Origin of the sequence: Segatella copri (assembly GCF_003465495.1) — a bacterium.
GTDB classification, from domain to species: domain Bacteria; phylum Bacteroidota; class Bacteroidia; order Bacteroidales; family Bacteroidaceae; genus Prevotella; species Prevotella copri_G.
The window spans coordinates 1-23,630 of record NZ_QSAV01000035.1; the positions used below are offsets into that span (position 1 = coordinate 1).

Below are 23,630 nucleotides of genomic sequence, written 5' to 3' on the forward strand. Positions count from 1 at the left end.
GTGTTCCTCTCCTCTGATACGAGCAGCAGAATGGGCAACTTTTGCACAGGTTTGAGATAGAGTAGTTGCAGGTAGTCCATGCCAAGCTCGTATTGCTCACCAAAGATGTGACTTACCAACTTCTTGATGTTCGGAAAGTCCCCTTGCATTGGCTTGTGACTTATCGGCTCGTATAGATTGAGGAAACCATCTATCACCGTGCGATGGTTCACATGTTCTGGAACGGTACAGAAGCCGTCATACTTGTGAACGTACTTGATGAACTCCTTGCCGTAGTCCTGACGCAAGGTTTCCATGTTCCATGGGATGCGCTTTCTTACCTTTCCACCACTGATGTTAGGTTGGTCAACCACCTTGTACAAGGTAGTGCCAACACGGATGAACACCTCGTTTGTCGGAGGTGCAGCCTGTGGCTGTTTGCTTCCCACAGCCACAGGCTGATTGTTGTCGTTTGTCTTGCTCATAATCTAACCTTTGTGAGTTGATAAAATTAAAGTTGCAAAGGTAAGGGTGGAAAATCAAAACGCAAAACACAAACTTGCGCAGAATGGAGAAGTTTGCACCGGCAATGTTAAAAGATTGGAAATCAAGGCGCTTGATGTAGCCTTTCGGGATAAGATAGAACGAAAAATCCCGAAGAAAGGCTTGCTGGTAAACCTTTCCTCGGGATGAACAAAAATGTATTCCTGCATGTCATACGTTTTATATGTCATACGATAAAACTGTAAAACGTTTGACATCGGCAGTTCTTCGTTCTTCACAGAAATGCTTGATACGACAGTGAATCAGTACGTCAGCAAGTCTATACGACAGTGAATAACCGATGCCTCAAAGATGCGAGTTTTTCAGCTAAAGTAATTAGTCCCTCCGTAGAGTTGCAGGACAATGGCTGTTTTCTCTTTTGCTCCGTACAGCCTCTTGAAGATGGCATCACGAAGTTGTGTAGCCCCATTAGAGGTTAGGCGGAAGCAAATGGCAACAATCATAGGGAATCCATACAGCGTTTGCCAAACGCCTTTGGAAAGTTCTTCCCTTTGTTGGACCTCCAACATAGACAACATACCTTCTTTATATATAGCTCGTATCACGGCTTTGAGCTTCGGGGCGGTAACATAAAGCATATCCACCAACTCACTCTCACTCATCCACAAGTTCTCCAAGTTGGACGGAATGGAAAGCATTCCATTTCCGCCCACGGTGATTATTGTCCTTTTCATGCCATCCCTCCCATTGCAGGCAAATGCCCCTTGATTCGACTTTCAAAGACAGATATGTCATGATCAAGCTTGGTGCTTGTCACCTTGGCATATATCTGTGTCGTGGTGATATTCGTGTGACCAAGAATCTTACTCACGCTCTCTATCGGCATTCCGTACTCCAAGGCTAAAACAGCCCAACTATGACGTGAGACATGAAACGAGACACGCTTCTTGATGCCACACATTGCAGCAACTTTCTTTATGCGCTTGTTGATGCTGTCAAGGTTGCCGATATTGAACAAGTGACTTCCTTTTCTGAAAGCCTTGTATCTCCCAATAATCTGCATGGGAATGTCCATCAACTTGATTTGGAACGGAACGCCTGTCTTCTGACGCTTGGAAACAATCCAAGGAGCACCGTTTATCATGCTGATGTTATCTTCCGTCAAGTTTTTGATGTCGATGAAAGATATACCTGTCCAACAGCCAAAGATAAAAAGGTCTCTCGCAAATGCCATGTTCGGGTCTTCCAACTTTATCTCTGTCATGACGGTAAGCTCGTCCAATGTCAAGAACTCACGTTCCTTGTGGTCTGGGTCAACGTGGTACATGGCAAATGGATTTCTCGGTATCTTGCCGTTGTAGTGAGCTGCCGTTACAATATGCTTCAGTGGTATGGAGTAAATCCAAATGGAGGACTGCGCAAGTCCGACGACATTCTTCAGATACAGGCAATAGTCACGGATGAACTCCTCAGTAAGCTCGTTCATGGACATATCGCTGCGCTTGTACTGATACTTGATGAAATCGGCAACATACTTTCTTACCGTCAGATACTTGCGGTAGGTGTTCTTGGCTCTATCCTTGCCCACACGCTTGGCAAAAGCTGCGTTCTCTTTGTCAAAGGCTCTGAGCAATGTCTCGTATTCCGTGCCTATGCCTTGGTAGGCGTTTCTCACCATTTCAGCGGTAACGAACGCCTCACGGTCGGAAAGTCGCTGGTAATGCTTGGTGATTTGAGCCTTGATGTTGTCAAGCGCAAAGTTCACCTCCTTGGCTTCCTTACTCTTGCCTGTGGCTCTGTTGCCCTTGGCATCCCAAATAGCCTTGGTAACGCTCTGCTTGCAACTGAACTGTGCGATAGTTCCGTTGATTGTCACTCGTCCCATGATAGGGACAATTCCGTTTCTCTCCTTGCTTCCATTTACATAGAAGACTGTCTTGAAAGTGCATCCCATAATTCTTACTTTTTTGTTCGGTGCAAAATTAAACTATGAGAGCTGCATGGCAAAATCGAAACTTACGCAGAATGGGGAAATATGAACCGTCACCGTTAAAAATGCTTATTAGGGCGTTTCTGCGAGGTAATGATTTGAAAGCGTTTCTATTTCCTCAATCTGCGTTTTTTGCATTTCCTCGTCTATGCCACTTAAAGCCAACTACTGCCACAACCACTTGAAACTCAAAACAAATGCTCGATTTCGCTATTTTTTGCCTTTTTAGGCGTTCTTTTCTCTTAAAAGCTACAAAAGCTATTTTTACTGTCATGCTGCGAGGAAACCAAGCAAAAATAATGCATTTCAGAACCCGTTCATTATGAGCAAGATACAAAGAAAGTGATTGTTTTAATTAAAAAAGTTGCATAAAAATTTGGTAGAACCAATAAAAAGTAGTACCTTTGCACTCGCAAATCAGAAATGATTATTCTACACAAGGTGTCTTAACCGAGCGGTTAGGTAACGGTCTGCAAAACCGTGTAGAGCGGTTCGACTCCGCTAGACACCTCATAAAAAAGGAAGTTCTTCAATAAGGACTTCCTTTTTTCATATCTACTCTCCCCCATTTTCATTCCTCATTTCTAGGTATTCATCAAAACCCCCATTTTTAGGTATTGCACAATTATAAAAATCTTCGTACCTTTGCAACCGTAAATGATAAACATCAGAACTGAGGTTATCCTACGAGTAGGAATAGCCCCTTGCCAAAAGCAATTCTGGTGAACGTTTGAAACTTTTAGATAATTGAGACAAAGATAGAAATTAAAATCTTGTTCGCTAATAGAAATAATTCATAATGTTTTTGTATAATATGAAAAGGGGTGCTTGTGAAAGTACCCCTTTTATGTATAGGTTTACTACATGGCGATGCATTTTGTTCTATGTCACGACGCACAGACTTTTACATCGCCATGTAATTTCAAAGATATCGGGAGTTTTAAAAAAGCCTGTTACTATTTGATTTTAGCACCAAATGACTTGACAAACTTAATCTTCTTGCCTTTTGCGATGATTGGCTTCTTCCATTCACCACCCAAAATACGGATAACAGCCTTCTTGCCTACAGGAACCGCATCTACAGCCTTCTGCAAATCCATGAAATTGCCTCGACCTTCTGCAGAGACTACATAATCATAATGGCAGACATGAGACTTCAGCGCTGGCACCTGCTCAGCTACAGCATCAGCAAGCGCACCGGCAACCACACGTGCACCATATACATTATAATGGGTATTATCTTTCTTACCCTTAGGAACCTGCGGATTCTCGCCAGGCATAAACCACATATGTAATTTGCGGCTGCCTTCAATACCCATGCCCGTTTCTATATCGTGGGTAATCTTGGTAGCATCAACAAATGGAACATTCAGCTGCTTTGCTACATTGCGGGGAGCTATCACATAAGCTCCGTGGGTGTCGATAAGCGTATCGCTATTAATCTGTTCCTTTCCATCATATACTTTATTGCGAAGCTTCTCGTCATCATCATTCTTCAATTCTGCAGAATAATAGCAGCGACGAACCACCGCATTGAACAGTACAGGAATGCCACCCTTGGCACGGGTCTCATTTACATATCTGGCAAGGTTTGCATCAAAAGTAGATCCCGGATCAGTATGACGGTCAGGCATTGACTTCTCATCGTTATGCCCAAACTGGATAAACACATAATCACCTGGCTTTATTCTATCCAAAACCTTTTTCCATCTTCCTTCATTGATAAAGCTCAAAGAAGAACGACCATTAACAGCATGATTGTCAACAATCACCTTGTCATCAAAAAAGCCTTGCAATACCATCCCCCATCCTCGCTCTGGACTATTTCTAAAACCGCCTTTCTCGGCTGCAGTAGAATCACCTATTACGAAAATCGTTGTTGTCTTTGTGCTGGATGTCATCAGCAACGCCAGTATGAATACACATAAAATAGCTTTTATTTTTTTCATTTGTCTGTAGTTTTTAGAAGTTACTAAAATTATAGTTAGACATACACGCTAACACATAAAAAGCTCTCGCCCTGCCGCACTGCATATTCACATATACGAGCACGAGAGGACGAGAAAGAGAGTATTATTTATTTACTTTGGCTATCAATTCCTCGGCAGTAACCAAGGTTTGTTCGCCAGTTTCCATATTCTTAAGCGTAACCTTGCCCTGAGCCATCTCATTCTCACCTGCAAGCACCACAAACGGAATATTCTTGGCATTGGCATAGCTCATCTGCTTCTTCATCTTCGCCTTATCAGGGAAGATTTCGGTACGGATACCGGCTGCACGAGCTGCACTTACTATAGGCAGGCAGTAAGCTGTCTCCTTTTCACCGAAGTTGATAAACAGTACCTGAGTAGCATTTACAGCCTCCTTCGGATAAAGGTCGAGCGCACCTAACACATCATAAATACGGTCAGCACCAAAACTGATACCAACACCGCTCAAACCTGGCAAACCGAAAATGCCGGTAAGGTTGTCGTAACGACCACCACCTGTAATACTTCCCATTGGAGTATCAAGCGCCTTCACCTCGAAGATTGCACCCGTATAATAGTTCAAGCCACGAGCCAGAGTGAGATCCAGTTCTATCTCGTTGTTCAAGCCAAGAGTCTTCAAGGTATCGAGGATAAACTTGGTTTCCTCTACACCCTTCAAACCAACTTCAGAACCTTCGAGAACCTTCGCTATCACTTCAAGTTTCTCATCATTAGTTCCTGACAATGAGATGATTGGCTGCAACTTCTCAATGGCATCTTCAGAAATGCCGTCATTACGCAACTCTTCGTTTACATTGTCAAGTCCGATTTTATCAAGCTTATCGATGGCCACTGTGATATCTACAATCTTCTCAACCTCGCCGATAACCTCTGCAATACCGGTAAGAATCTTGCGGTTATTAATCTTGATGCATACACGAACACCAAACTTAGTGAACACGGTATCAACAATCTGCATCAACTCGACCTCATTCAGGAGAGAATCAGAGCCAACCACATCGGCATCACACTGATAGAACTCACGGTAACGTCCCTTCTGAGGGCGGTCTGCACGCCATACTGGCTGAATCTGATAACGCTTGAAAGGCATCTGCAACTCCTCGCGGTGCTGCACTACATAACGTGCGAAAGGAACGGTCAGGTCATAACGAAGACCCTTCTCACAAAGTTTCGCAGCTAATTTGAGTGATCCGAGAGAATGAATATCCTCATCGCTCACCTTATTCATATAGTCGCCTGAATTCAATATCTTAAAAAGCAGTTTATCACCCTCTTCACCATACTTGCCCATCAAAGTCTGAAGGGTTTCCATGGCAGGGGTTTCAATCTGCTGGAATCCATAAAGAGCATACACTTCCTTGATGGTGTTGAAGATGTAGTTGCGTTTCGCCATCTCAACAGGACCAAAATCTCTCGTGCCCTTTGGTATACTTGGTTTCTGAGCCATTTATTAATGTTTAATATGAATGTTAAATGTTTAATGTCTAGCGCCATGTAAACCCATCAAAGTAAACATTAAACACTAAACATTAAACACTATATAATTTACTTGCGTACAATAGTCTGAGCACGGTCTGGACCGATAGAAATGATACCGATCTTAGTCTCAAGGAACTCTTCTACAAAAGCAATATAATCCTTGAACTCCTGTGGGAACTGATCTTCAGATGTGAACTTAGTCATATCTGTCTTCCAGCCCTTGAACTCCTTGTAAACAGGTTCTACATCATCGATTTCGTATGGGAAATCTGTTGTAACAGAACCATCCTTCAACTTATATGCCACGCATGCCTTGATGGTATCGAAGCCATCGAGCACGTCGCTCTTCATCATGATAAGCTCGGTAACACCATTCACCATGACAGAATACTTGAGCTGTACAAGATCGCACCAGCCACAACGACGCTCACGACCGGTAACAGCACCATACTCATGACCGAGGTCACGGATCTTGGCACCAGTCTCATCGAAAAGCTCTGTAGGGAATGGACCTGCACCAACACGTGTACAGTAAGCCTTCATGATACCATAAACATTGCCGATGCGGTTAGGGCCGATACCCAGACCTATGCAGGCACCTGCACAGATAGTATTAGAAGAAGTAACGAATGGATAAGAACCGAAGTCAACATCGAGCATAGTACCCTGAGCACCCTCGCAGAGGATATCCTTGCCAGAACGGAGCACCTTATTGATTTCTACCTCGCTATCGATAAGTTTGAACTGCTTCAAGTATTCGATGCCCTCCATCCAGGTCTTCTCAACCTCTGTAATATCGAAGTCGGTATAACCGAGACTTGCGATGGTTTTGAGATGAGCAGCCTTGTGAGCAGCATACTTCTCCTCGAAATTGTCAAGGATATCGCCTACGCGAAGACCGGTACGGCTAACCTTGTCAGTATAAGTAGGACCGATACCCTTACCAGTAGTACCTACCTTGTTCTTTCCCTTAGAAGCCTCGATAGCAGCATCGAGTACACGGTGAGTAGGCATGATGAGATGTGCCTTCTTAGAGATGTAAAGACGGCTCTTCAAATCATGACCGCTCTTCTCAAGATCCTTAGCCTCACCCATAAAGAGGTCTGGAGCCAAAACCACACCGTTGCCGATGATGTTCACCTTACCACCCTGGAAAATACCAGAAGGGATAGAGCGAAGCACATACTTCTCACCCTCAAACTCCAATGTATGTCCAGCATTAGGACCACCCTGGAAACGAGCAATGACATCATACTTAGGGGTCAACACGTCAACCACCTTACCTTTACCTTCATCGCCCCACTGCAAACCCAGCAGGACATCTACTTTACCTGTGTTCATTTTTTATCTTTTTATCTTGATACTTATTCTTTTTTGCGTTTGCGAGTCATCTTGCTTTGACAGCCGCTGCATACACCATAGATGTAAAGAGCATAAGCATCTTTACGAAAGCGCTGCATCCTGATATCCTTCACAGCAGCCGTAACCTGCGGTGCTACAATTTCGGTTACCTTGCCACAAATCGTGCAAACCTGATGCACATGATTGTCCTCGCTATAACTGGCCTCATACTTGGTGCCGTCTGCCAGACTGTGCTTTACCACAAGCCTTAGTTCCAGGAACAGATGCAATGTGTTATAAAGCGTAGCCCTGCTAACGCGAAAATTCTTTTTCAGTAGCTCTCTGCCCAAATCTTCTATCGAGAAATGCTCTCCCATAGAATAAATGGTGTCGAGGATAGTGGAACGCTCCGGAGTGCGCCGGTGATGATTGCTCTCCATATAATTGTCCAAAACCTCATGAGCTTTTGCTAAAATTTCTTCACTCATAATCCTTGTTAGTTACATAAAACGCACAAAGATACTCATTATCTACGACATAGAACAATATTTAATTTTAAAAAATCTAAATTCGCCTCAATTCCTCATAGATACGCTGAACCGGAAGCCCCATCACATTAAAATAACTCCCCTTCAACCCCGTACAACCTATGTAGCCAATCCATTCCTGAATACCATAGGCGCCAGCTTTGTCAAACGGCTGATAATGATTTATATAATAACTGATTTCATCATCAGAAAGCGGTTTGAACGTCACTTCTGTTGTTACTGAAAAGGAACGCTGCTTATGCTGGGTAGTAAGACAAACACCTGTAACTACATGATGCGTCTTTCCGCTCAACATCTTCAGCATTCGTCTGGCATCTTCTGCATCACGAGGCTTCCCGAGAATGACTCCCTTTCCTTCCTGGTCATTCTGTTCGCCAGCTGTTGGCGCAATCACAACCGTATCTGCTGTAAGAATCAAAGTTTCTGACTCGTCCAACTCTTCAACACTATTATTTCCGTTCAAAAGCGGACGATAAGCCTCAGCCTTTTTCTTGCAGATGAATTCTGCCACCTGATAAGCATCGAGGTCAGCAGGATAACTTTCATCAATACCACTAATCACCTTCACCTCAAAAGGAATATCCAAACCTGCCAGAAGTTCCTTGCGACGAGGCGAATTACTCGCCAAAATAATCTTATAATTCATCTATTTTAAACCTTATTACTTTGAACTTTATGATTAAAATTCAGTTGCAAACTTTCTACTATAAACTATCAACTTTCAACTATTAACTAAATTCTACCAGCCAAACGCCTTAGCATCTGAAAGCCATAAACCCTTGGCTCTCAGTACCTGTTCTACGACATCACGTCCCACTCCATCACCTCCGTTACAAGCCGAGATATAAGTAGAAATTTCTTTAATATCGGAGCATGCATCTGCTGGGCAACATGGACATCCGCAACGACGCATAATCTCATAATCAGGAATATCATCACCTACATATATTATTTCCTCATCTGTAATTGAATATTTCTGCTTGAACTCCTCATAAGTCTTTATCTTTACAGAACACCCCATGAAGATATCCTCTACACCAAGATTTTCATAGCGTACCTGTATGGCATGAGAATTACCGCCTGTCAGAATTACGATACGAACACCTTTCTTCTGAGCCAGCTGAATGGCATAGCCATCTTTGATATTAACAGTACGCAAAGGTTCGCCGGCACTGGAAAGCGTGATGGTCTGTCTTGACAGTACTCCATCAACATCAAAGATGATTGCTTTTATCTTATTTAAATCGTAATTAATCATAATTGTTTCTGTTTTTAGTACTGAAAAATCCTAACTGCAAACTTAAACCGATAACAGTTTTATCTCTTGAACTTGAATATGCTTTTGCTCATCATTTCATAAATCTGCTGTAGTTCTGGCTGTTTTTCAAGAAGTTGCATTTGTTTCTCCATTACGTTCCGATCATCACGAATAGCCGGTCCTGTCTGCACTTCAGCTGCCGAATGCGAAGAAGCCTTGTCCATAGTTTCCATAACCAGAGGACGGAGAACACTGCTAGGAATGTGATGATTTTCGAGAATCTGCTGACCTATAGCTACGCAATGATTCGCAAAATTACAAGCAAAAACAGCTGACAGGTGCAGATACTTACGATTATCAGAATCCAATTCATAGACACTACGAGAAATCTGTTCTGCCAACCTCTTCAGGAAAGAAGTTTCGAAAGCACCACATCCCTCAATGAAAATAGGAATATTTTCGAATGCAACCTTTTTATCTTTCGTAAATGTCTGCATCGGATAAAATACGCCATAATGACGGGCATAATCTTTGAAAACATCCATCGGCATGGAACCAGCTGTATGAACAAACATCTTATCTTCTCTTCCTTTGCACAGTTCAGGAATAAGCATTTCAAGCGCATCATCCTTCACTGAAACGATGTACAAATCTGCATCACAGACCACCTTACTCATCTCATTGACAGGCTCACAATTCACCTTCTCAGCCAATAGAGAGGCCGACTCCCGAGTTCTACTGAAAACTTGCACAATCTGATGTTCTGATTGCGATATTTCGAGCGCAAGATTGGTAGCAAGATTACCTGCCCCAATAAACACTATTTTCATACGTAATTTTGTTTAAAGTTTTACTTTTTATGCAAAAATACTAAAAAATAACGATAGAGAAGCCCTTTTTCTTGCTTTTTTATGATAAATTTATTATTTTTGCCTTCGTGAGAAAATATGAAGTAGAAATATATGGTAAACTGGAAGAAATGCCGCATTTATTGGAAGGCGACTTTTTTCATAGCTTGGAGCTTTTTCAGATTCTTGAAAAAACACCCGGCATAACCCCTTTTATGGCTGTCGCCACACAGGAGAACAAGGTGGTAGGACAAATGCTCGTCATCCTCTATCACCGCAAATCTTTATTTCCACCTTATTTATATACGCACGCGCACGCGTATGGAGAGGGACTTTATGCACCCGATGCTGAACAGAATGCTATTTTCCCATTGTTACTCCGCAGCATAACTATCCACTTACACAAACGACTCTGCTTTTACATCGAGTTCTCCCGAATGAGCAAAAAGATGCTGGGTTACCGGGAATTCAGAAAATTGGGCTATGTACCTATTGCCTGGCAAGAGATACATAACTCCCTACACAGCAAACTTCCCCAAGAGCGACTCTCAGGCAAACAAATTGCTATGATTGAAAAAATGAAAAAAAAGGGAATAAGTTGTAGAGAGGCAACTTCACCCGAAGACATCCATCGTTATCACCAGTTGCTCAAAAATTATTATCGGCTGAAAATTCGCCGTTTTGTTCCTGACGAAACATTCTTTCAGAAACTGAGTACAAGTAGTAATGCCAGAAACGTCATCATCACCTATAAGGACAAAGTGATTGGCGGCTATACCTGCATCTACAACCAAGGCAATGCCTTTCTTTGGTTTTCTGCATTCAAGAGAAAGACTTACCTCCATCTGCATCCGGACACAATGACCATCTGGCAAGCACTCTCTGATGCACAGGAGCAGGATGCCCAACACCTCCACTTTATGGACGCAGGACTTCCGCTTAAGAGTAATCTCTACCGTGAATTCATTCTCGGTTTCGGCGGCAAACCTGTTACCAAGTTTCGCTGGTTCCGCTTCTATCCAAAAGTTATAAACCCGCTCCTCCACTGGCTATACAAGGAGTAAGGAGAAGAGGTTCCGTGAGCCTATATAAAGCATCTCCGAAACCTCTTTCTCTTTTTTAAGCATAATTACACATACGCTCAAAAAGTACATTTTGTATATTAAAGCCAACGCCTCTACTCTTTCAAAGCACGGTCAAGCTGCTCCAAGCCGCGCTCTGTACAGAATCCACGAATCAGGCACAAAATATAATTGTCGTATATCTCCTGCATCGAATGAACACGATAGAGCTGATGGTGCATGATTTCCTCCATCATCACATGTCCTACGTCCATAACAACATTGAAGTCTACATCCTTACGGAAAAGCCCCTCCTTTACACCAGCCTCAAAGAAACGTACACTCTCCTCCCGTTCATGAGCATGATTTTCCTGGAAGAATTTCACTACACGAGGCATCTTATGAACCTCCTCATAAAAAAGAACGCCCACCATCCCATTGCGCTCCATCTGCAATTTATAGACATAGCTGATAATATCTATCACATTCTTCGCTTGGGTCTTGGCGAAATTCTCTAACTTCGAACGATTTTCTTCTAGCTGACGCATCATACCAGCAAGCAACAATTCTTCTTTGTCACCAAAAATCTCGTACACAGTTCTCTTAGATACATGAAGTCCCTGTGAGATTTCATCCATCTTAACAGCTTTTACACCACGCTTATAGAATTCAGGCATCGCATAAGAGATAATTCTGTCTTTCAGTTCTTGTCTATATTGATTGATTTCTGTCATTTTACTTGTTTGAAGACTATTTTTGTGCAAAGATACAAAAAAAATCAAAAAACCATTCTTTTTTACTAAGTTTTTTTGTACCTTTGCACAAACTTTTAAATTTCGTGCGAAAAATCCACGAATATGAAAGGAAAATAAACTCTAAACCAATATATTGTTATGGTAAAAATTACAAAAGAGGCGGCTTTAAGTTATCACGAGACTGGTCGTCCTGGCAAGATTGAGGTTAAGCCAACAAAACCTTATCACACACAAACGGATCTGAGCCTTGCTTATTCTCCTGGCGTGGCATTCCCATGTCTTGAGATCCAGCAGAACCCAGACGATGCATACAAGTATACTGACAAGGGTAACCTGGTTGCTGTTATCAGTAATGGTACAGCAGTGCTCGGACTTGGCGATATCGGTGCCATGAGCGGAAAGCCAGTGATGGAAGGTAAGGGATTGCTTTTCAAGATTTACGGTGGTGTGGATGTCTTCGATATTGAAATCGATGAAAAAGACCCAGAAAAGTTCTGTGAAACCGTAGAGAAAATCGCTCCTACATTTGGTGGAATCAACTTGGAGGACATCAAGGCACCTCAATGTTTCTACATCGAGGAGCGCCTGAAAAGAACTCTCGACATCCCTGTAATGCACGATGACCAGCATGGTACTGCTATCATCTCTGCTGCAGGTTTGAAGAACGCTCTTGAGGTAGCTGGCAAGAACATTGCCGATGTGAAGATTGTCGTAAATGGTGCTGGTGCAGCTGCTATCAGCTGTACAAAACTCTACGTAGCACTTGGTGCACAGGTAAAGAACATCGTTATGCTCGACTCTAAGGGTGTCATTACCAGCGACCGCGAAAATCTGACAGAGCAGAAAAAGCTCTTTGCAACAGACCGCCGCGATGTCCATACACTCGAAGAGGCTGTGAAAGGCGCTGATGTATTCGTAGGCCTCAGCAAGGGTAACGTGCTCTCCAAGGATATGATTCGCTCTATGGCAGACAACCCTATCGTTTTCGCTCTTGCCAATCCAGTACCTGAGATCAGCTACGAGGACGCTATGGACAGCCGCCCTGACGTATTGATGTCAACTGGCCGTTCAGATTATCCTAACCAGATCAACAATGTAATCGGTTTCCCATACATCTTCCGTGGTGCACTCGATGTTCACGCCCGTGCTATCAACGAAGAAATGAAGATGGCTGCTGTTCATGCAATTGCCGATTTGGCTAAGCAGCCGGTTCCTGATGTGGTAAACGATGTTTACCACGTTAACGACCTTACATTCGGTCCTAAATACTTCATTCCGAAACCTGTAGATCCACGTTTGATTACAGAAGTTTCTGCTGCCGTAGCTAAGGCTGCAATGGAAAGTGGTGTGGCTCGCACCCCTATCACAGACTGGGAGAAGTACAAGCAGGATTTGCGCCAGCTGCTTGGTCAGGAGACCAAACTGACCCGCAAACTCCACGATACAGCGCGCCTTCACCCACAGCGTGTAGTATTCGCAGAAGGTGGCAACCCAACTATGCTGAAGGCTGCAGTCCAGGCAAAGCAAGAGGGTATCTGCCAGCCAATCCTGTTGGGTAACCCAGACCGTCTGAACCGTGTTGCTAGCCGTTTGAAACTTGACCTTTCAGATATTGAGATTGTAGATATGCGTGCCGATAACGAACAGGGCCGCCGTGCAAAGTTTGCCAAGCATCTGGCAGAGAAGCGTGCTCGCGAGGGCTACAGCTTCGAGGAAGCTTATGATAAAATGTACGAGCGCAACTACTTCGGTATGTCAATGGTAGAACAGGGTGATGCTGACGCATTCATCACTGGTCTTTACACAAAGTACAGCAATACTATTAAGGTGGCAAAAGATGTAATTGGAATTCGTGAGCCATATAAGACTTTCGGTACCATGCATATCCTTAACACCCAGAAGGGTATTTATTATATCGCAGATACGCTCATCAACCGCCACCCAGACGAAGATGTGCTGATTGATGTTGCCAAGCTGTCTGCAGGTACAGTGAAGTTCTTCAACGAAGAGCCGGTTATGGCCATGTTAAGCTACTCTAACTTCGGTACAGACAATATTGGCTCACCTGTTAAGGTAAAGAAAGCCGTTGCTGAAATGCAGAAGGAGTTCCCTGAACTCGCTATCGATGGTGAAATGCAGGTAAACTATGCACTCAACAAGGATCTGCGCGATGAGAAGTATCCATTCTCCCGCCTCAAGGGCAAAGACGTCAACACTTTGGTGTTCCCTAACTTGAGTAGCGCCAATGGTGCATACAAACTTCTCCAGGGTTTGAATCCTGAAGCTGAGATTATCGGCCCTATCCAGATGGGATTGAATAAGCCTATCCACTTCACTGACTCAGAAAGTAGTGTACAGGATATCGTAAACATCACAGCAGTAGCTGTCATTGATGCTTATGTAGAGAAAATCAAGAAGCAGAAGTAATCACTTCTTTTTCCTGATTCAAACAAACAGAATAAGATAATAGTATCTTCCATAAACAGGTTGGCACTTCTGCGCCAACCTGTTTTTATTTTCTCTTCTTCACTACTCGTCTCGAAAGTTCGTCTCTTTATACTTTTGAAGATATCTAAACAAAAAAAACAACAGAATTGCAATCGATTACGCAGCCTTTCTCACTAAAATAAGTTAATTTATGCCATTGTGCACCCACACAATAGAATTATAACAAAAATAATCAAATAAATATTTGGTGATTTGAAAAATATCATGTACCTTTGCAGCCAGTTATCCTGAAAACAATCTTTTTACCTTAATGGAAACTAATACCTATTGAAGATTTGGAGCGGTAGCCTGTGAAGGTCATCGCTTTTTTCTTTATTATACACCTCCTCCATCAAATAGCATATAGCATATATTGTCCCAAGAAGAAAGTATACAATTAAAAAGGTAATATCACTTGAGTCGGAAGACTTGCTGACTGCAGTCAGCAGACCTGTCGACTATAGTGAGCAGACCTGCTGACTAGGCTCAGCAGAGCTGCTGACACTAGTCATAACTTTAACGAAGGTATCTTCTTGAACCAGAGAAGTCGTATCCTTAAACCTAAGAAGACATCTCCTTGAACTAGAGAAGACATATCATTGAGCCAGAGGAGACATATCATTGAACCTAAGGAAGTATATTATTGAACCCAATAAAGAACATTATACTATTCACGAGTCCCTTATCTGGTAGCAAATAATCGGTATTCTTATAAAAAACAGGCTTTTCTGTTAAATCTTTCTAAAAAACAATCTTTATCTCCCCAACATTTTGTTTATATCAAAGATAATTTGTAATTTTGCACCCCGAATGCTCATGGATTGGGCAAATGTTACAGAAAAGTTTAGTTCGAAGGGGCTCAAAGAAGATCCGGCACAATGCAGGACGCCTCCCGAAGAAACCCGTTTATATAATTAATTTAATGTACGCAATTGTAGAAATTAACGGTCAGCAGTTCAAGGCTGAGGAGGGCAAGAAGCTCTTCGTACATCACATCAAGGATGTTGAGGCAGGTCAGACTGTTGAGTTCGACAAGGTTTTGCTCGTTGACAAAGACGGCTCAATCACTGTCGGTGCACCAGCTGTAGAGGGTGCAAAAGTAGTAGTAGAAGTAGTGAACCCACTCGTAAAGGGTGACAAGGTAATCGTCTTCAAGATGAAGCGCCGCAAGGACTATCGCAAGAAGAACGGTCATCGTGCTCAGTTCACTGAAGTATCAATCAAATCTGTAATCGCTTAAAATTAGGAGGAATTAGAAAATGGCACATAAGAAAGGTGTTGGTAGTTCTAAGAACGGCCGTGAATCAGCTTCACAAAGATTAGGCGTTAAGATCTGGGGTGGTCAGAGCATCATCGCAGGTAACATCATCGTTCGCCAGCGTGGTAACAAGCACTTCCCAGGTGAGAATGTAGCTCAGGGTAAGGATGATACATTGTATGCTTTGGCAGATGGTATCGTTTACTTCCACAAGGGCCGCAAGGACAAGAGTACAGTTTCTGTTCTCTCTCCAGAGGTTTACGCTGAGAAGACCAAAAAAGCTGACGCTTAATTTTTAAAGTTTTAGAAAAAACTATTCCAAACAAACAACATAGAAGCCTGCTCATACCTAGAGCAGGCTTTCTTCGTTTATATAAGTTTTTAGGCAAGGATTACACCACCCCCTTTCTAAGCTCCTTAACCCTATAAAACCACAAAAAAACTTTAATTCTACCCTTCCCTGTAAAAAAGTCAGCATTTTTTTACGCTATCACAAATATTTTTTGTACTTTTGCCTACAAATAGTAAATTATTTAATTAAAAGACATTTTATGCTTACACTTAAACTTATCAGTGAGGAAACTGAACGTGTAGTTAAGGGTCTCGAAAAGAAGCATTTTCCAAATGCTCGTGAGGCCGTAGAGAAAGTTTTGGAGTACGACAAGATTCGTCGTGAAGCTCAGCAGAAGTTGGATAACAACAAGCAGCAGGCAAACCAGTTTGCTAAGCAGATTGGTGCCCTTATGAAGGAAGGTAAGAAAGAGGAAGCTGAGAGCGCAAAGGCTCAGGTAGCTATGCTCAAGGCTGACGCTAAGGCTCTTGAAGAGATCATGGAGAAAGCACAGAACGATATGACCAACCAGTTGCTCGAAATTCCTAACATCCCTTGCGAGCAGGTTCCTGAAGGTAAGGACGCAGCCGACAACGTTGTTGTGAAAGAAGGCGGCGAAAAGCCAAACCTCGGCGAGGATGCTCTCTGCCATTGGGATCTCTTGAAGAAGTATAATCTTGTAGACTTCGACCTCGGCGTTAAGATTACTGGCGCAGGTTTCCCTGTATATATCGGTAAGATGGCTCGTTTCCAGCGTGCGCTTGAGGCATTCTTCCTCGATGAGGCTCGCAAGAGCGGATATCTGGAGATTCAGCCTCCTTACGTAGTAAACGAGGACTCTGGTCGTGGTACCGGTCAGTTGCCAGACAAGGAAGGTCAGATGTATCATGCTAATCTGGATAATCTCTTCCTTATCCCTACTGCTGAGGTTCCTGTAACCAACATCTTCCGCGATGTTATTCTCGATGAGAAAGATCTCCCTATCAAGCGTTGTGCTTACTCAGCTTGTTTCCGTCGTGAAGCAGGTAGCTATGGTAAGGACGTTCGCGGTTTGAACCGCCTGCACCAGTTCGACAAGGTAGAGATCGTTCGCATCGATAAGCCAGGTCACTCTTACGAGAGTTTGAACGAGATGCTCGACCATGTTGAAGGTCTTTTGAAGAAGTTGGAATTGCCATACCATATCCTCCGTCTCTGCGGTGGTGATATGAGCTTCACCTCTTCTATCTGCTACGACTTCGAAACATGGAGTGCTGCACAGGGCCGCTGGTTGGAAGTTTCATCAGTATCTAACTTCGAGAGCTACCAGGCTAACCGTCTCCACTGCCGCTATCGCCATACAGATGACAAGAAAATTGAACTTTGCCACACATTGAATGGTTCAGCTCTTGCTTTGCCACGTATCGTAGCAACCATCTTGGAGAACAATCAGACCCCAGAAGGAATCCGCGTACCTAAGGTATTGGTTCCATACTGTGGTTTCGAGATGCTTGATGACAAAAATTTCGATTAATTTGAAGTATCGGTAAGACTTTCAGTTTTTCTCGATTATACAAAATATTCGAAAAACAAAAATAACATATATTGTACGAGGATAACTTCGACTGCCACAAAGGTAGCCGATGTTATCCTTTTGCATTTTTATGTACCATGAAGCAAACTCTAAACAGCTAACCAGAAAAATTAATATATCAGCATTAAGAAATTTAATAGCCCATGAACAAGATTATCAAGAAAGTACAATACTCAGAGAAAGTATTCCGCTTCGATGTAGAAGCACCGCTTATAGCCAAGAGCCGAAAGGCAGGTAACTTTGTCATCATCCGTGTAGACAACAACAGCGAGCGCATGCCGCTGACCATCGCTGATGCTGACATTGAGAAAGGAACCATCACACTGGTTGTGCAGAAGGTAGGTCTTTCATCTACCAAACTCTGTGCATTGAATGAAGGCGATGAGATTCACGATGTGGTGGGACCACTTGGAAATCCTACACATATCGAGAACTTCGGAACAGTCATTTGTGCCGGAGGTGGTGTAGGCGTAGCTCCTATGCTCCCTATCATCAAGGCACTGAAAGCCGCAGGAAACAGAGTCCTTTCCGTAATTGCGGGTAGGAACAAAGACCTCGTGATTATGGAAGATGAAGTGCGTGCATCTAGCGATGAACTCATCATCATGACCGATGACGGAAGTTACGGCGAGAAGGGTGTTGTAACCGTAGGAATCGAGAAGTTTATCAATCAGGAGCATATCGATAAGGTTTTCGCCATCGGTCCTCCTATCATGATGAAGTTCTGCTGTCTCCTGACCCAGAAATATAATCTTTCCACAGACGTTTCGCTCAATACCATCATGGTGGATGGAACCGGTATGTGCGGTGCCTGCCGCCTGACCATCGGTGGCAAGACCAAGTTTGTCTGCATCGACGGTCCTGAGTTTGACGGCGCCCAGGTAGATTGGGACGAGATGTTCAAGCGCATGGGCACTTTCAAGGATGTTGAACGCGAAGAGATGGAACACTTCGAAGAGCACCTTGCAACTGTAGACGCAGGAAAGAAGAAAGAAACTACGGATGTAATCATGGACGTAGAACCTACAGATGCGAGCATCGAAGAGTTGACCGACCGTAACGCTGAGTGGCGCAAGGAGTTACGTGCTTCGATGAAAGCAAAAGAACGTACAGCTATAGAGCGCGTAAAGATGCCAGAACTTGACCCTCTTTATCGTGCCACAACCCGTACGGAAGAGGTAAATATCGGTTTAACCAAGGAAATGGCTTTGACCGAAGCCAAGCGCTGTCTCGACTGTCCTAAGCCTACCTGTATGGAAGGTTGTCCGGTAAGTATCAACATTCCTTCCTTCATCAAGAATATTGAGCGGGGCCAGTTCCTTGCCGCAGCCAAGGTTTTAAAGAACACCTCTGCCCTACCAGCCGTTTGCGGACGAGTTTGTCCACAGGAAAAGCAATGTGAAAGCAAGTGTGTACATCTCAAGATGAACGAGCCTGCTGTAGCTATCGGATATCTGGAGCGTTTTGCTGCCGATTACGAACGCCAGAGTGGAAACATCTCTGTACCAAAGTGCGATGAACCTAATGGCATCAAGATAGGCGTAGTTGGTTCAGGACCTTCCGGATTGAGTTTTGCAGGCGATATGGCAAAGAAGGGATTCGACGTTACCGTCTTTGAAGCATTACACGAGATTGGCGGTGTATTGAAATATGGCATTCCTGAATTCCGTTTGCCTAATGCTATCGTAGATGTAGAGATTGAGAATCTTCAGAAGATGGGCGTAAAGTTCATTACAGACTGCATCGTTGGCAAGACCATTTCCGTAAAAGATCTGGAAGAACAAGGATTCAAGGGAATCTTCGTTGGCTCAGGTGCGGGTCTGCCCAACTTCATGAATATTCCTGGAGAGAATGCCTTGAACATCATGTCTTCTAACGAATATCTTACCCGTGTAAACCTGATGGATGCAGCCAATCCTCATAGCGACACCCCTATCAACTTGGGTAAGAAGGTGGTTGTTGTAGGCGGCGGAAATACAGCCATGGACAGTTGCCGTACTGCAAAACGACTCGGAGCAGACGTAACCTTGGTATATCGCCGTTCGGAGGCAGAAATGCCTGCCCGACTCGAAGAGGTGAAGCATGCCAAGGAAGAAGGAATCAACTTCTTTACATTGCACAATCCTAAAGAATATGAGGCAGACGATAAGGGCGCAGTAAAGGCTGTAGTCCTCGATGTGATGAAGCTTGGCGAACCTGATGCCAGCGGCCGTCGTCGTCCAGAAGCTACAGGAGAGACCATCACGCTGGAGTGCGACCAGGTAATTGTTGCCGTAGGAGTAAGTCCTAATCCACTCGTTCCACAGAGTATCGAAGGCTTGGAACTCGGCCGGAAGAACACCATTGCCGTAAACGACCAGATGCAGAGTTCCATCGAAGAAATCTACGCTGGCGGCGATATCGTACGAGGAGGAGCCACAGTAATCCTTGCCATGGGAGACGGCAGAAAGGCCGCTCTCAATATGAGCGAAAAATTATTGAATAAGAAATAAGAAAACGGGAAACAATAAAGGGCAGCCATGCATCACGCAGACTGCCCTTTCCTTTTCTCGTATGTAATATTATAAAATGAAATGTAGTTCGTACATATGTTTATTAATAATTGGACTCAAACACTATTTCAGATTAATACGGAGTCCGAACTGGAGATTAAAATTCCACTTCTTATCTTTAAACGTATTTTCTATTTCGCTGCCATTATCAAAATAATATTTTGCACCTGGCTCAATATAGAAGCCCACTTGTGGTGTAACATCATACTGTGCACCAAGCGAAGCCTTACCCGAGAACTGAACGCCATCACGTTTCACGTCCTCTTTATGACCAGAAACCTTTGTATCATTCTTTACGTTGAAATCGGCTTCTCCACCCGCCATTACGTACGCATGAAAGCCTCCCGTGCTCCAAACCTCATAGTTTAAACCAAGTGGAACACCCACATAATGCAAAACCTGATGTGTATCAAATTCTGAAACACCATAAGATTTGAAATCAGAAGCAACACGCGTATATACGACACCGGTACTCAAAGACAAACGAGGCGCAAGTCCGATACCAACCTGAGCACCTATAGCCAAAGGAGCATGATGTTTCGCTTCAACATATTTCGGTATTGCATATCTTAAAAGAGAAGCAGCAGCCATGAAAACGCCATGATCAGCAAAGCCACCACCAGCAAGAGGATCTGAAGACGCATACATGCCGTTTGACATTCCATCACTGCCAGAGCCCAGACTTACATTCTCTGCATACAGGTTCATGGTCCAGTTCTGTTCATACTTGTCCTTATAACTGCGTTCAAAATGACCATCCTGCGCCCTGCCTGCATAAAGCTTCTGCCCACCATCTGCTTCCAACGGCTTGGTTGCATGATTAGAAGAAACGGCCATCTGTCTTTCAGAATCCTCATTTTGCTTTTGCAAAACAGATAATTCCCGACCATTTACCTCTGCATTAACAGACCGTTCTGGCATTTCTACCTCTGCTGCAAACATTACTTCATTATCAGCAGCAACAGTCCTCTCCTGGAAAGAGACAGAAGATTTACTATGGTTCAATTGACGCCCCGATGAATGGCGATTCACCTGATGTGCAGATGCATTGTTTTCAGCAAGCAAGATAGCATTTTCACTTCCTGCCGATTGTGCTTCTGCACGGACAGCAGAAGAAGTCCTGCTTGAACCTGATGCTGTAGAGAAAGAACTCTGAACAGCTAAGTTAGCCTGTCCCAGTTCATCATCATGCAGATAAACATAACTGCCTCCTACTCCCAATAAAGCAATAGCTGCAGCTACTGACCATCTTTTCAAGACAACATAACGAGCCTGTGGGATCTTTTTTACATCAGTTTCCTCATCACCAACCTTTTTAGACTGAGCAAGCGATTGTTCTATCTCAGCCCACAAGTCGTGGCTGACAGGCTCTTGGTAGTCAGCCAACTGATCTCGAAGTTTATTTGTCCAATCGTTACTCATTACTTTTCTCATTTATATGATTCAACTCTTTATTATCACTACAATCTGCCTGGCTCAGATAATCTTTCACCTTTTTGCCCAACAGCTTTTTCGCCCGCAAATATTGTGAAGCAGAACTGCTTTCTTTGATGCCTAACAGCTGTGCAATTTCTTTATGGCTTTTCTGTTCAAAAACAAACATGTTAAGAACCAGTCTGTACCCATCAGGCAATTCTCCTATCATTCTTGTCAGTTCTGCAGGCGGAACTCTTTCTACTTCAGACTCTTCATCCTCAATATCATCGGGAACTTCGTCCACGATAGTGAAGCGCTTTTGCTGCCTTACAAAGTTGACAGCTTCATTTGTCACTATCCGCAAGAGCCAAGCCTGAAGAGCGCCCTCACCCCGATATTCAAACTTTGAAATGCCGGAAAAGACTTTTATAAAACTATCTTGCACTACATCTTCAGCATCATCGCGCATAGGGATATACCTCAGCGCTACGGCCATGGCATACCCCACATAGCGTTCGTACAATCTGTGCATGGCTGCCCGACTGCCGCTATTGATGTCGTCTAAGAGTTCCTTTTCCGATTCCAATTTCAAATCCGTTTTAAAGATTAAACGATATAAAGAGAAAACCTTGCATCAAAAATGAACTTTTTTTGGCGCAAGGCACTTTTTTTTATATTTTTATATAGATCAATGGCTATTCTGCACCTTGTTTCCCGGTACATTCAAGCCCTGTTTCTATATTATTCTATAGAGAACACTTTACCTTCCTGAGTAAGATAACTTTCCGTAAACACCTCTTTAGCTTCATTCAACAATACCTCTTCATTATTATATCTTGCACTATAATGTCCCAGAAGAAGTTTGCCTACACCCGCATTTCTGGCTATAGTTGCAGCCTGTCGAGCCGTACTGTGATAATAGAGTTTAGCCCTGTCCTCATTCTCCGAAGTATAGGTGCTCTCATGATAAAGCACCGTAACCCCCTTTACCTTTTCTGCCAACCCCGGAACAAACCGGGTATCACTGCAATAAGCATAACTGCGGGGAGTAGCGGCAGGCATTACCAATCTGGCATTAGGTATTACATCCCCCTCCTTCGTTGTCCAGTCAGCTCCATTCTTGATGTTGTTAATCTGGCTTACAGGAATCTCGTAATAATCTATCATATCACGACGGATATGAGGCAATGTCGGTTTCTCTCTGAAGATGTACCCACAACAAGGCACACGATGCTGCAGAGGAACGGTTTCTACGGTTACAGAATGATCTTCATATACTACTTGCGACTTCTCGGTATCTACAGGAACAAATTCGATTTGATATTCCATTCCCTGCATGAAGAAATCGATCTGACGCTTAAACAAATCTCCGTAACTTTCTGGTGCATAAACTTTTAACTTAGCCGTTCTGCCCAGCATACCTAAGGTAGAAAGAAGTCCCAGCAAGCCAAAGCAATGATCACCATGAAGATGCGAAATAAAGATAGCATTTATCTTAGCAAAGTGAACATGAGTGCGACGGAACTGCATCTGGGCACCCTCGCCACAATCCATCATAAAGCATTTGCCACGCATCTCAATAATCTGGGCCGAGGCACTATGCTGAAGGGTGGGCAAAGCACTGCCACACCCCAATATATGTACTTTAAATGGTTCCAAAACTAAATCATAATTTACAGGTTCAACATGATGACCTTACTCTTGGCGCTTGAAAACAAAGATACCCTGAGTATTCTCCAACATAAGACTGTCAGAACCCAATTTGTCAATAGCAAAAGTATCCTTATTCAGCAAAAGTTTACCATTGAGTATCTTCCAGCTAGTCCAAGGATTAGTTTCAGCCTTCACATTGTTCTTCACCTCTCCACCTTCCAAGATATCAAAATTCTTATCCAGAGAAGTCCATTTACCCAAGAGGGATGTCAGGTTGATAATCTTCTGGGCCATCATCTCTCCATCCTCTGCCTTATAACCGATAAGAGCAATACGGTCGCCAGCCAGCAATCCTCCCTGAACAACATCAGGATTCTCATCGTCAATAAACACCGAAAGGGTGTCACCATCATCAGAAATCAGCTCCAGGCTATGCATAGAGGTTCCCTCACCGCATACACCATAGATGGTAGAATCGTTCATTGCATCCTCTACCTCTACCGAATCTGCTGCACTGATAACAGGAACATTATTTTTGTTCTTACAACTGTTGGCTGCGAAAAGCGCCACCAAAGCTATTGTTACATAAACTAATTTCTTCATAAC

General features: G+C 43.4%; 20 protein-coding genes, 1 tRNA gene and 1 pseudogene. 7 read left to right on the forward strand and 15 right to left on the reverse strand.

The genetic code is table 11. The annotated features are described in order from the left end of the window. The 3 genes and pseudogenes from DWV53_RS10690 to DWV53_RS10700 all read right to left on the reverse strand — a co-directional run. Positions 1 to 464: pseudogene (locus DWV53_RS10690) on the reverse strand (helicase); the annotation flags it as partial. 381 nt (positions 465 to 845) lie between these two features. Beyond that, positions 846 to 1,217: a hypothetical protein gene (locus DWV53_RS10695; RefSeq protein WP_118153647.1), complete on the reverse strand. Its 372-nt coding sequence runs from the start codon at positions 1,215 to 1,217 to the stop codon at positions 846 to 848. Further along, positions 1,214 to 2,437, reverse strand: coding sequence for a site-specific integrase (locus tag DWV53_RS10700; protein ID WP_118153650.1), 1,224 nt, complete (start codon positions 2,435 to 2,437; stop codon positions 1,214 to 1,216). The genes DWV53_RS10695 and DWV53_RS10700 overlap by 4 nt, the downstream gene beginning before the upstream one ends. A gap of 476 nt (positions 2,438 to 2,913) precedes the next feature. Here DWV53_RS10700 and DWV53_RS10710 point away from each other — a divergent pair. Then, positions 2,914 to 2,984 (forward strand) — tRNA-Cys (locus tag DWV53_RS10710). A 445-nt stretch (positions 2,985 to 3,429) separates the two neighbouring features. Here DWV53_RS10710 and DWV53_RS10715 read toward each other — a convergent pair. The 7 genes from DWV53_RS10715 to DWV53_RS10745 all read right to left on the reverse strand — a co-directional run bounded on the left by DWV53_RS10715 (position 3,430) and on the right by DWV53_RS10745 (position 9,920). After that, entirely contained in the window at positions 3,430 to 4,422 is a 993-nt protein-coding gene (locus DWV53_RS10715; protein WP_118153656.1) for a rhamnogalacturonan acetylesterase, read from the reverse strand. 124 nt (positions 4,423 to 4,546) lie between these two features. Further along, a complete protein-coding gene (hisS, locus tag DWV53_RS10720) occupies positions 4,547 to 5,911 on the reverse strand; it encodes a histidine--tRNA ligase (protein WP_118153659.1) in 1,365 nt (454 codons plus the stop codon). Positions 5,912 to 6,009: 98 nt separating this feature from the next. Further along, on the reverse strand, positions 6,010 to 7,284 hold the full coding sequence (locus DWV53_RS10725; RefSeq protein ID WP_117692408.1) for an adenylosuccinate synthase: 1,275 nt from the start codon (positions 7,282 to 7,284) through the stop codon (positions 6,010 to 6,012). A 23-nt stretch (positions 7,285 to 7,307) separates the two neighbouring features. Further along, positions 7,308 to 7,772 (reverse strand): Fur family transcriptional regulator, encoded by a 465-nt coding sequence (locus DWV53_RS10730; RefSeq protein ID WP_022121879.1) that lies wholly within the window; start codon positions 7,770 to 7,772, stop codon positions 7,308 to 7,310. Positions 7,773 to 7,848: 76 nt separating this feature from the next. Further along, entirely contained in the window at positions 7,849 to 8,478 is a 630-nt protein-coding gene (locus DWV53_RS10735; protein ID WP_117727678.1) for a Maf-like protein, read from the reverse strand. Positions 8,479 to 8,571: 93 nt separating this feature from the next. Further along, complete coding sequence (locus DWV53_RS10740) at positions 8,572 to 9,090, reverse strand: KdsC family phosphatase (protein ID WP_022121881.1); 519 nt, start codon at positions 9,088 to 9,090, stop codon at positions 8,572 to 8,574. Between the two features lie 59 nt (positions 9,091 to 9,149). Beyond that, positions 9,150 to 9,920 (reverse strand): Rossmann-like and DUF2520 domain-containing protein, encoded by a 771-nt coding sequence (locus tag DWV53_RS10745; RefSeq protein ID WP_118153662.1) that lies wholly within the window; start codon positions 9,918 to 9,920, stop codon positions 9,150 to 9,152. A gap of 233 nt (positions 9,921 to 10,153) precedes the next feature. Here DWV53_RS10745 and DWV53_RS10750 point away from each other — a divergent pair, with 233 nt between their 5' ends. After that, positions 10,154 to 11,002: a GNAT family N-acetyltransferase gene (locus DWV53_RS10750; protein ID WP_259318967.1), complete on the forward strand. Its 849-nt coding sequence runs from the start codon at positions 10,154 to 10,156 to the stop codon at positions 11,000 to 11,002. 113 nt (positions 11,003 to 11,115) lie between these two features. Here the strand turns inward: DWV53_RS10750 and DWV53_RS10755 are convergent, their stop codons facing one another. Then, entirely contained in the window at positions 11,116 to 11,733 is a 618-nt protein-coding gene (locus tag DWV53_RS10755; protein WP_118153668.1) for a TetR/AcrR family transcriptional regulator, read from the reverse strand. Positions 11,734 to 11,892: 159 nt separating this feature from the next. Here DWV53_RS10755 and DWV53_RS10760 point away from each other — a divergent pair, with 159 nt between their 5' ends. From DWV53_RS10760 to DWV53_RS10780, 5 genes are all read left to right on the forward strand, one after another. Beyond that, a complete protein-coding gene (locus tag DWV53_RS10760) occupies positions 11,893 to 14,181 on the forward strand; it encodes an NADP-dependent malic enzyme (RefSeq protein ID WP_117727682.1) in 2,289 nt (762 codons plus the stop codon). Between the two features lie 982 nt (positions 14,182 to 15,163). Continuing rightward, positions 15,164 to 15,481, forward strand: coding sequence for a 50S ribosomal protein L21 (gene rplU, locus DWV53_RS10765; RefSeq protein ID WP_006848683.1), 318 nt, complete (start codon positions 15,164 to 15,166; stop codon positions 15,479 to 15,481). 19 nt (positions 15,482 to 15,500) lie between these two features. Further along, positions 15,501 to 15,791 carry a 50S ribosomal protein L27 gene (gene rpmA / locus DWV53_RS10770; protein WP_006848684.1) on the forward strand — a complete coding sequence of 97 codons (291 nt, stop codon included), beginning with the start codon at positions 15,501 to 15,503 and terminating at the stop codon, positions 15,789 to 15,791. 259 nt (positions 15,792 to 16,050) lie between these two features. Beyond that, positions 16,051 to 17,343, forward strand: a complete 1,293-nt coding sequence (gene serS / locus DWV53_RS10775; protein ID WP_006848685.1) for a serine--tRNA ligase — start codon at positions 16,051 to 16,053, stop codon at positions 17,341 to 17,343. A 203-nt stretch (positions 17,344 to 17,546) separates the two neighbouring features. Next, a complete protein-coding gene (locus DWV53_RS10780) occupies positions 17,547 to 19,895 on the forward strand; it encodes a bifunctional dihydroorotate dehydrogenase B NAD binding subunit/NADPH-dependent glutamate synthase (protein WP_118153669.1) in 2,349 nt (782 codons plus the stop codon). A 123-nt stretch (positions 19,896 to 20,018) separates the two neighbouring features. Here the strand turns inward: DWV53_RS10780 and DWV53_RS10785 are convergent, their stop codons facing one another. The 4 genes from DWV53_RS10785 to DWV53_RS10800 form a co-directional block, all read right to left on the reverse strand. Continuing rightward, a complete protein-coding gene (locus DWV53_RS10785; RefSeq protein WP_181992469.1) occupies positions 20,019 to 21,377 on the reverse strand; it encodes a hypothetical protein in 1,359 nt (452 codons plus the stop codon). Next, on the reverse strand, positions 21,370 to 21,963 hold the full coding sequence (locus DWV53_RS10790; RefSeq protein WP_181992470.1) for an RNA polymerase sigma factor: 594 nt from the start codon (positions 21,961 to 21,963) through the stop codon (positions 21,370 to 21,372). The genes DWV53_RS10785 and DWV53_RS10790 overlap by 8 nt, the downstream gene beginning before the upstream one ends. Positions 21,964 to 22,112: 149 nt before the next feature. Then, positions 22,113 to 23,030, reverse strand: a complete 918-nt coding sequence (locus DWV53_RS10795; protein WP_118153675.1) for a ribonuclease Z — start codon at positions 23,028 to 23,030, stop codon at positions 22,113 to 22,115. 36 nt (positions 23,031 to 23,066) lie between these two features. Beyond that, positions 23,067 to 23,627: a hypothetical protein gene (locus DWV53_RS10800; protein ID WP_022121891.1), complete on the reverse strand. Its 561-nt coding sequence runs from the start codon at positions 23,625 to 23,627 to the stop codon at positions 23,067 to 23,069. Positions 23,628 to 23,630 lie beyond the last annotated feature (3 nt).

Coding starts and splice junctions, on each gene's coding strand:
- DWV53_RS10715 (WP_118153656.1), bottom strand. CDS start 4,422: ATGAAAAAAATAAAAGCTATTTTATGTGTATTCATACTGGCGTTGCTG.
- DWV53_RS10725 (WP_117692408.1), bottom strand. CDS start 7,284: ATGAACACAGGTAAAGTAGATGTCCTGCTGGGTTTGCAGTGGGGCGAT.
- DWV53_RS10730 (WP_022121879.1), bottom strand. CDS start 7,772: ATGAGTGAAGAAATTTTAGCAAAAGCTCATGAGGTTTTGGACAATTAT.
- rpmA (WP_006848684.1), top strand. CDS start 15,501: ATGGCACATAAGAAAGGTGTTGGTAGTTCTAAGAACGGCCGTGAATCA.
- DWV53_RS10735 (WP_117727678.1), bottom strand. CDS start 8,478: ATGAATTATAAGATTATTTTGGCGAGTAATTCGCCTCGTCGCAAGGAA.
- DWV53_RS10760 (WP_117727682.1), top strand. CDS start 11,893: ATGGTAAAAATTACAAAAGAGGCGGCTTTAAGTTATCACGAGACTGGT.
- DWV53_RS10740 (WP_022121881.1), bottom strand. CDS start 9,090: ATGATTAATTACGATTTAAATAAGATAAAAGCAATCATCTTTGATGTT.
- hisS (WP_118153659.1), bottom strand. CDS start 5,911: ATGGCTCAGAAACCAAGTATACCAAAGGGCACGAGAGATTTTGGTCCT.
- DWV53_RS10750 (WP_259318967.1), top strand. CDS start 10,154: ATGGCTGTCGCCACACAGGAGAACAAGGTGGTAGGACAAATGCTCGTC.
- DWV53_RS10745 (WP_118153662.1), bottom strand. CDS start 9,920: ATGAAAATAGTGTTTATTGGGGCAGGTAATCTTGCTACCAATCTTGCG.
- DWV53_RS10700 (WP_118153650.1), bottom strand. CDS start 2,437: ATGGGATGCACTTTCAAGACAGTCTTCTATGTAAATGGAAGCAAGGAG.
- DWV53_RS10695 (WP_118153647.1), bottom strand. CDS start 1,217: ATGAAAAGGACAATAATCACCGTGGGCGGAAATGGAATGCTTTCCATT.
- rplU (WP_006848683.1), top strand. CDS start 15,164: ATGTACGCAATTGTAGAAATTAACGGTCAGCAGTTCAAGGCTGAGGAG.
- DWV53_RS10785 (WP_181992469.1), bottom strand. CDS start 21,377: ATGAGTAACGATTGGACAAATAAACTTCGAGATCAGTTGGCTGACTAC.
- DWV53_RS10780 (WP_118153669.1), top strand. CDS start 17,547: ATGAACAAGATTATCAAGAAAGTACAATACTCAGAGAAAGTATTCCGC.
- DWV53_RS10755 (WP_118153668.1), bottom strand. CDS start 11,733: ATGACAGAAATCAATCAATATAGACAAGAACTGAAAGACAGAATTATC.
- DWV53_RS10800 (WP_022121891.1), bottom strand. CDS start 23,627: ATGAAGAAATTAGTTTATGTAACAATAGCTTTGGTGGCGCTTTTCGCA.
- serS (WP_006848685.1), top strand. CDS start 16,051: ATGCTTACACTTAAACTTATCAGTGAGGAAACTGAACGTGTAGTTAAG.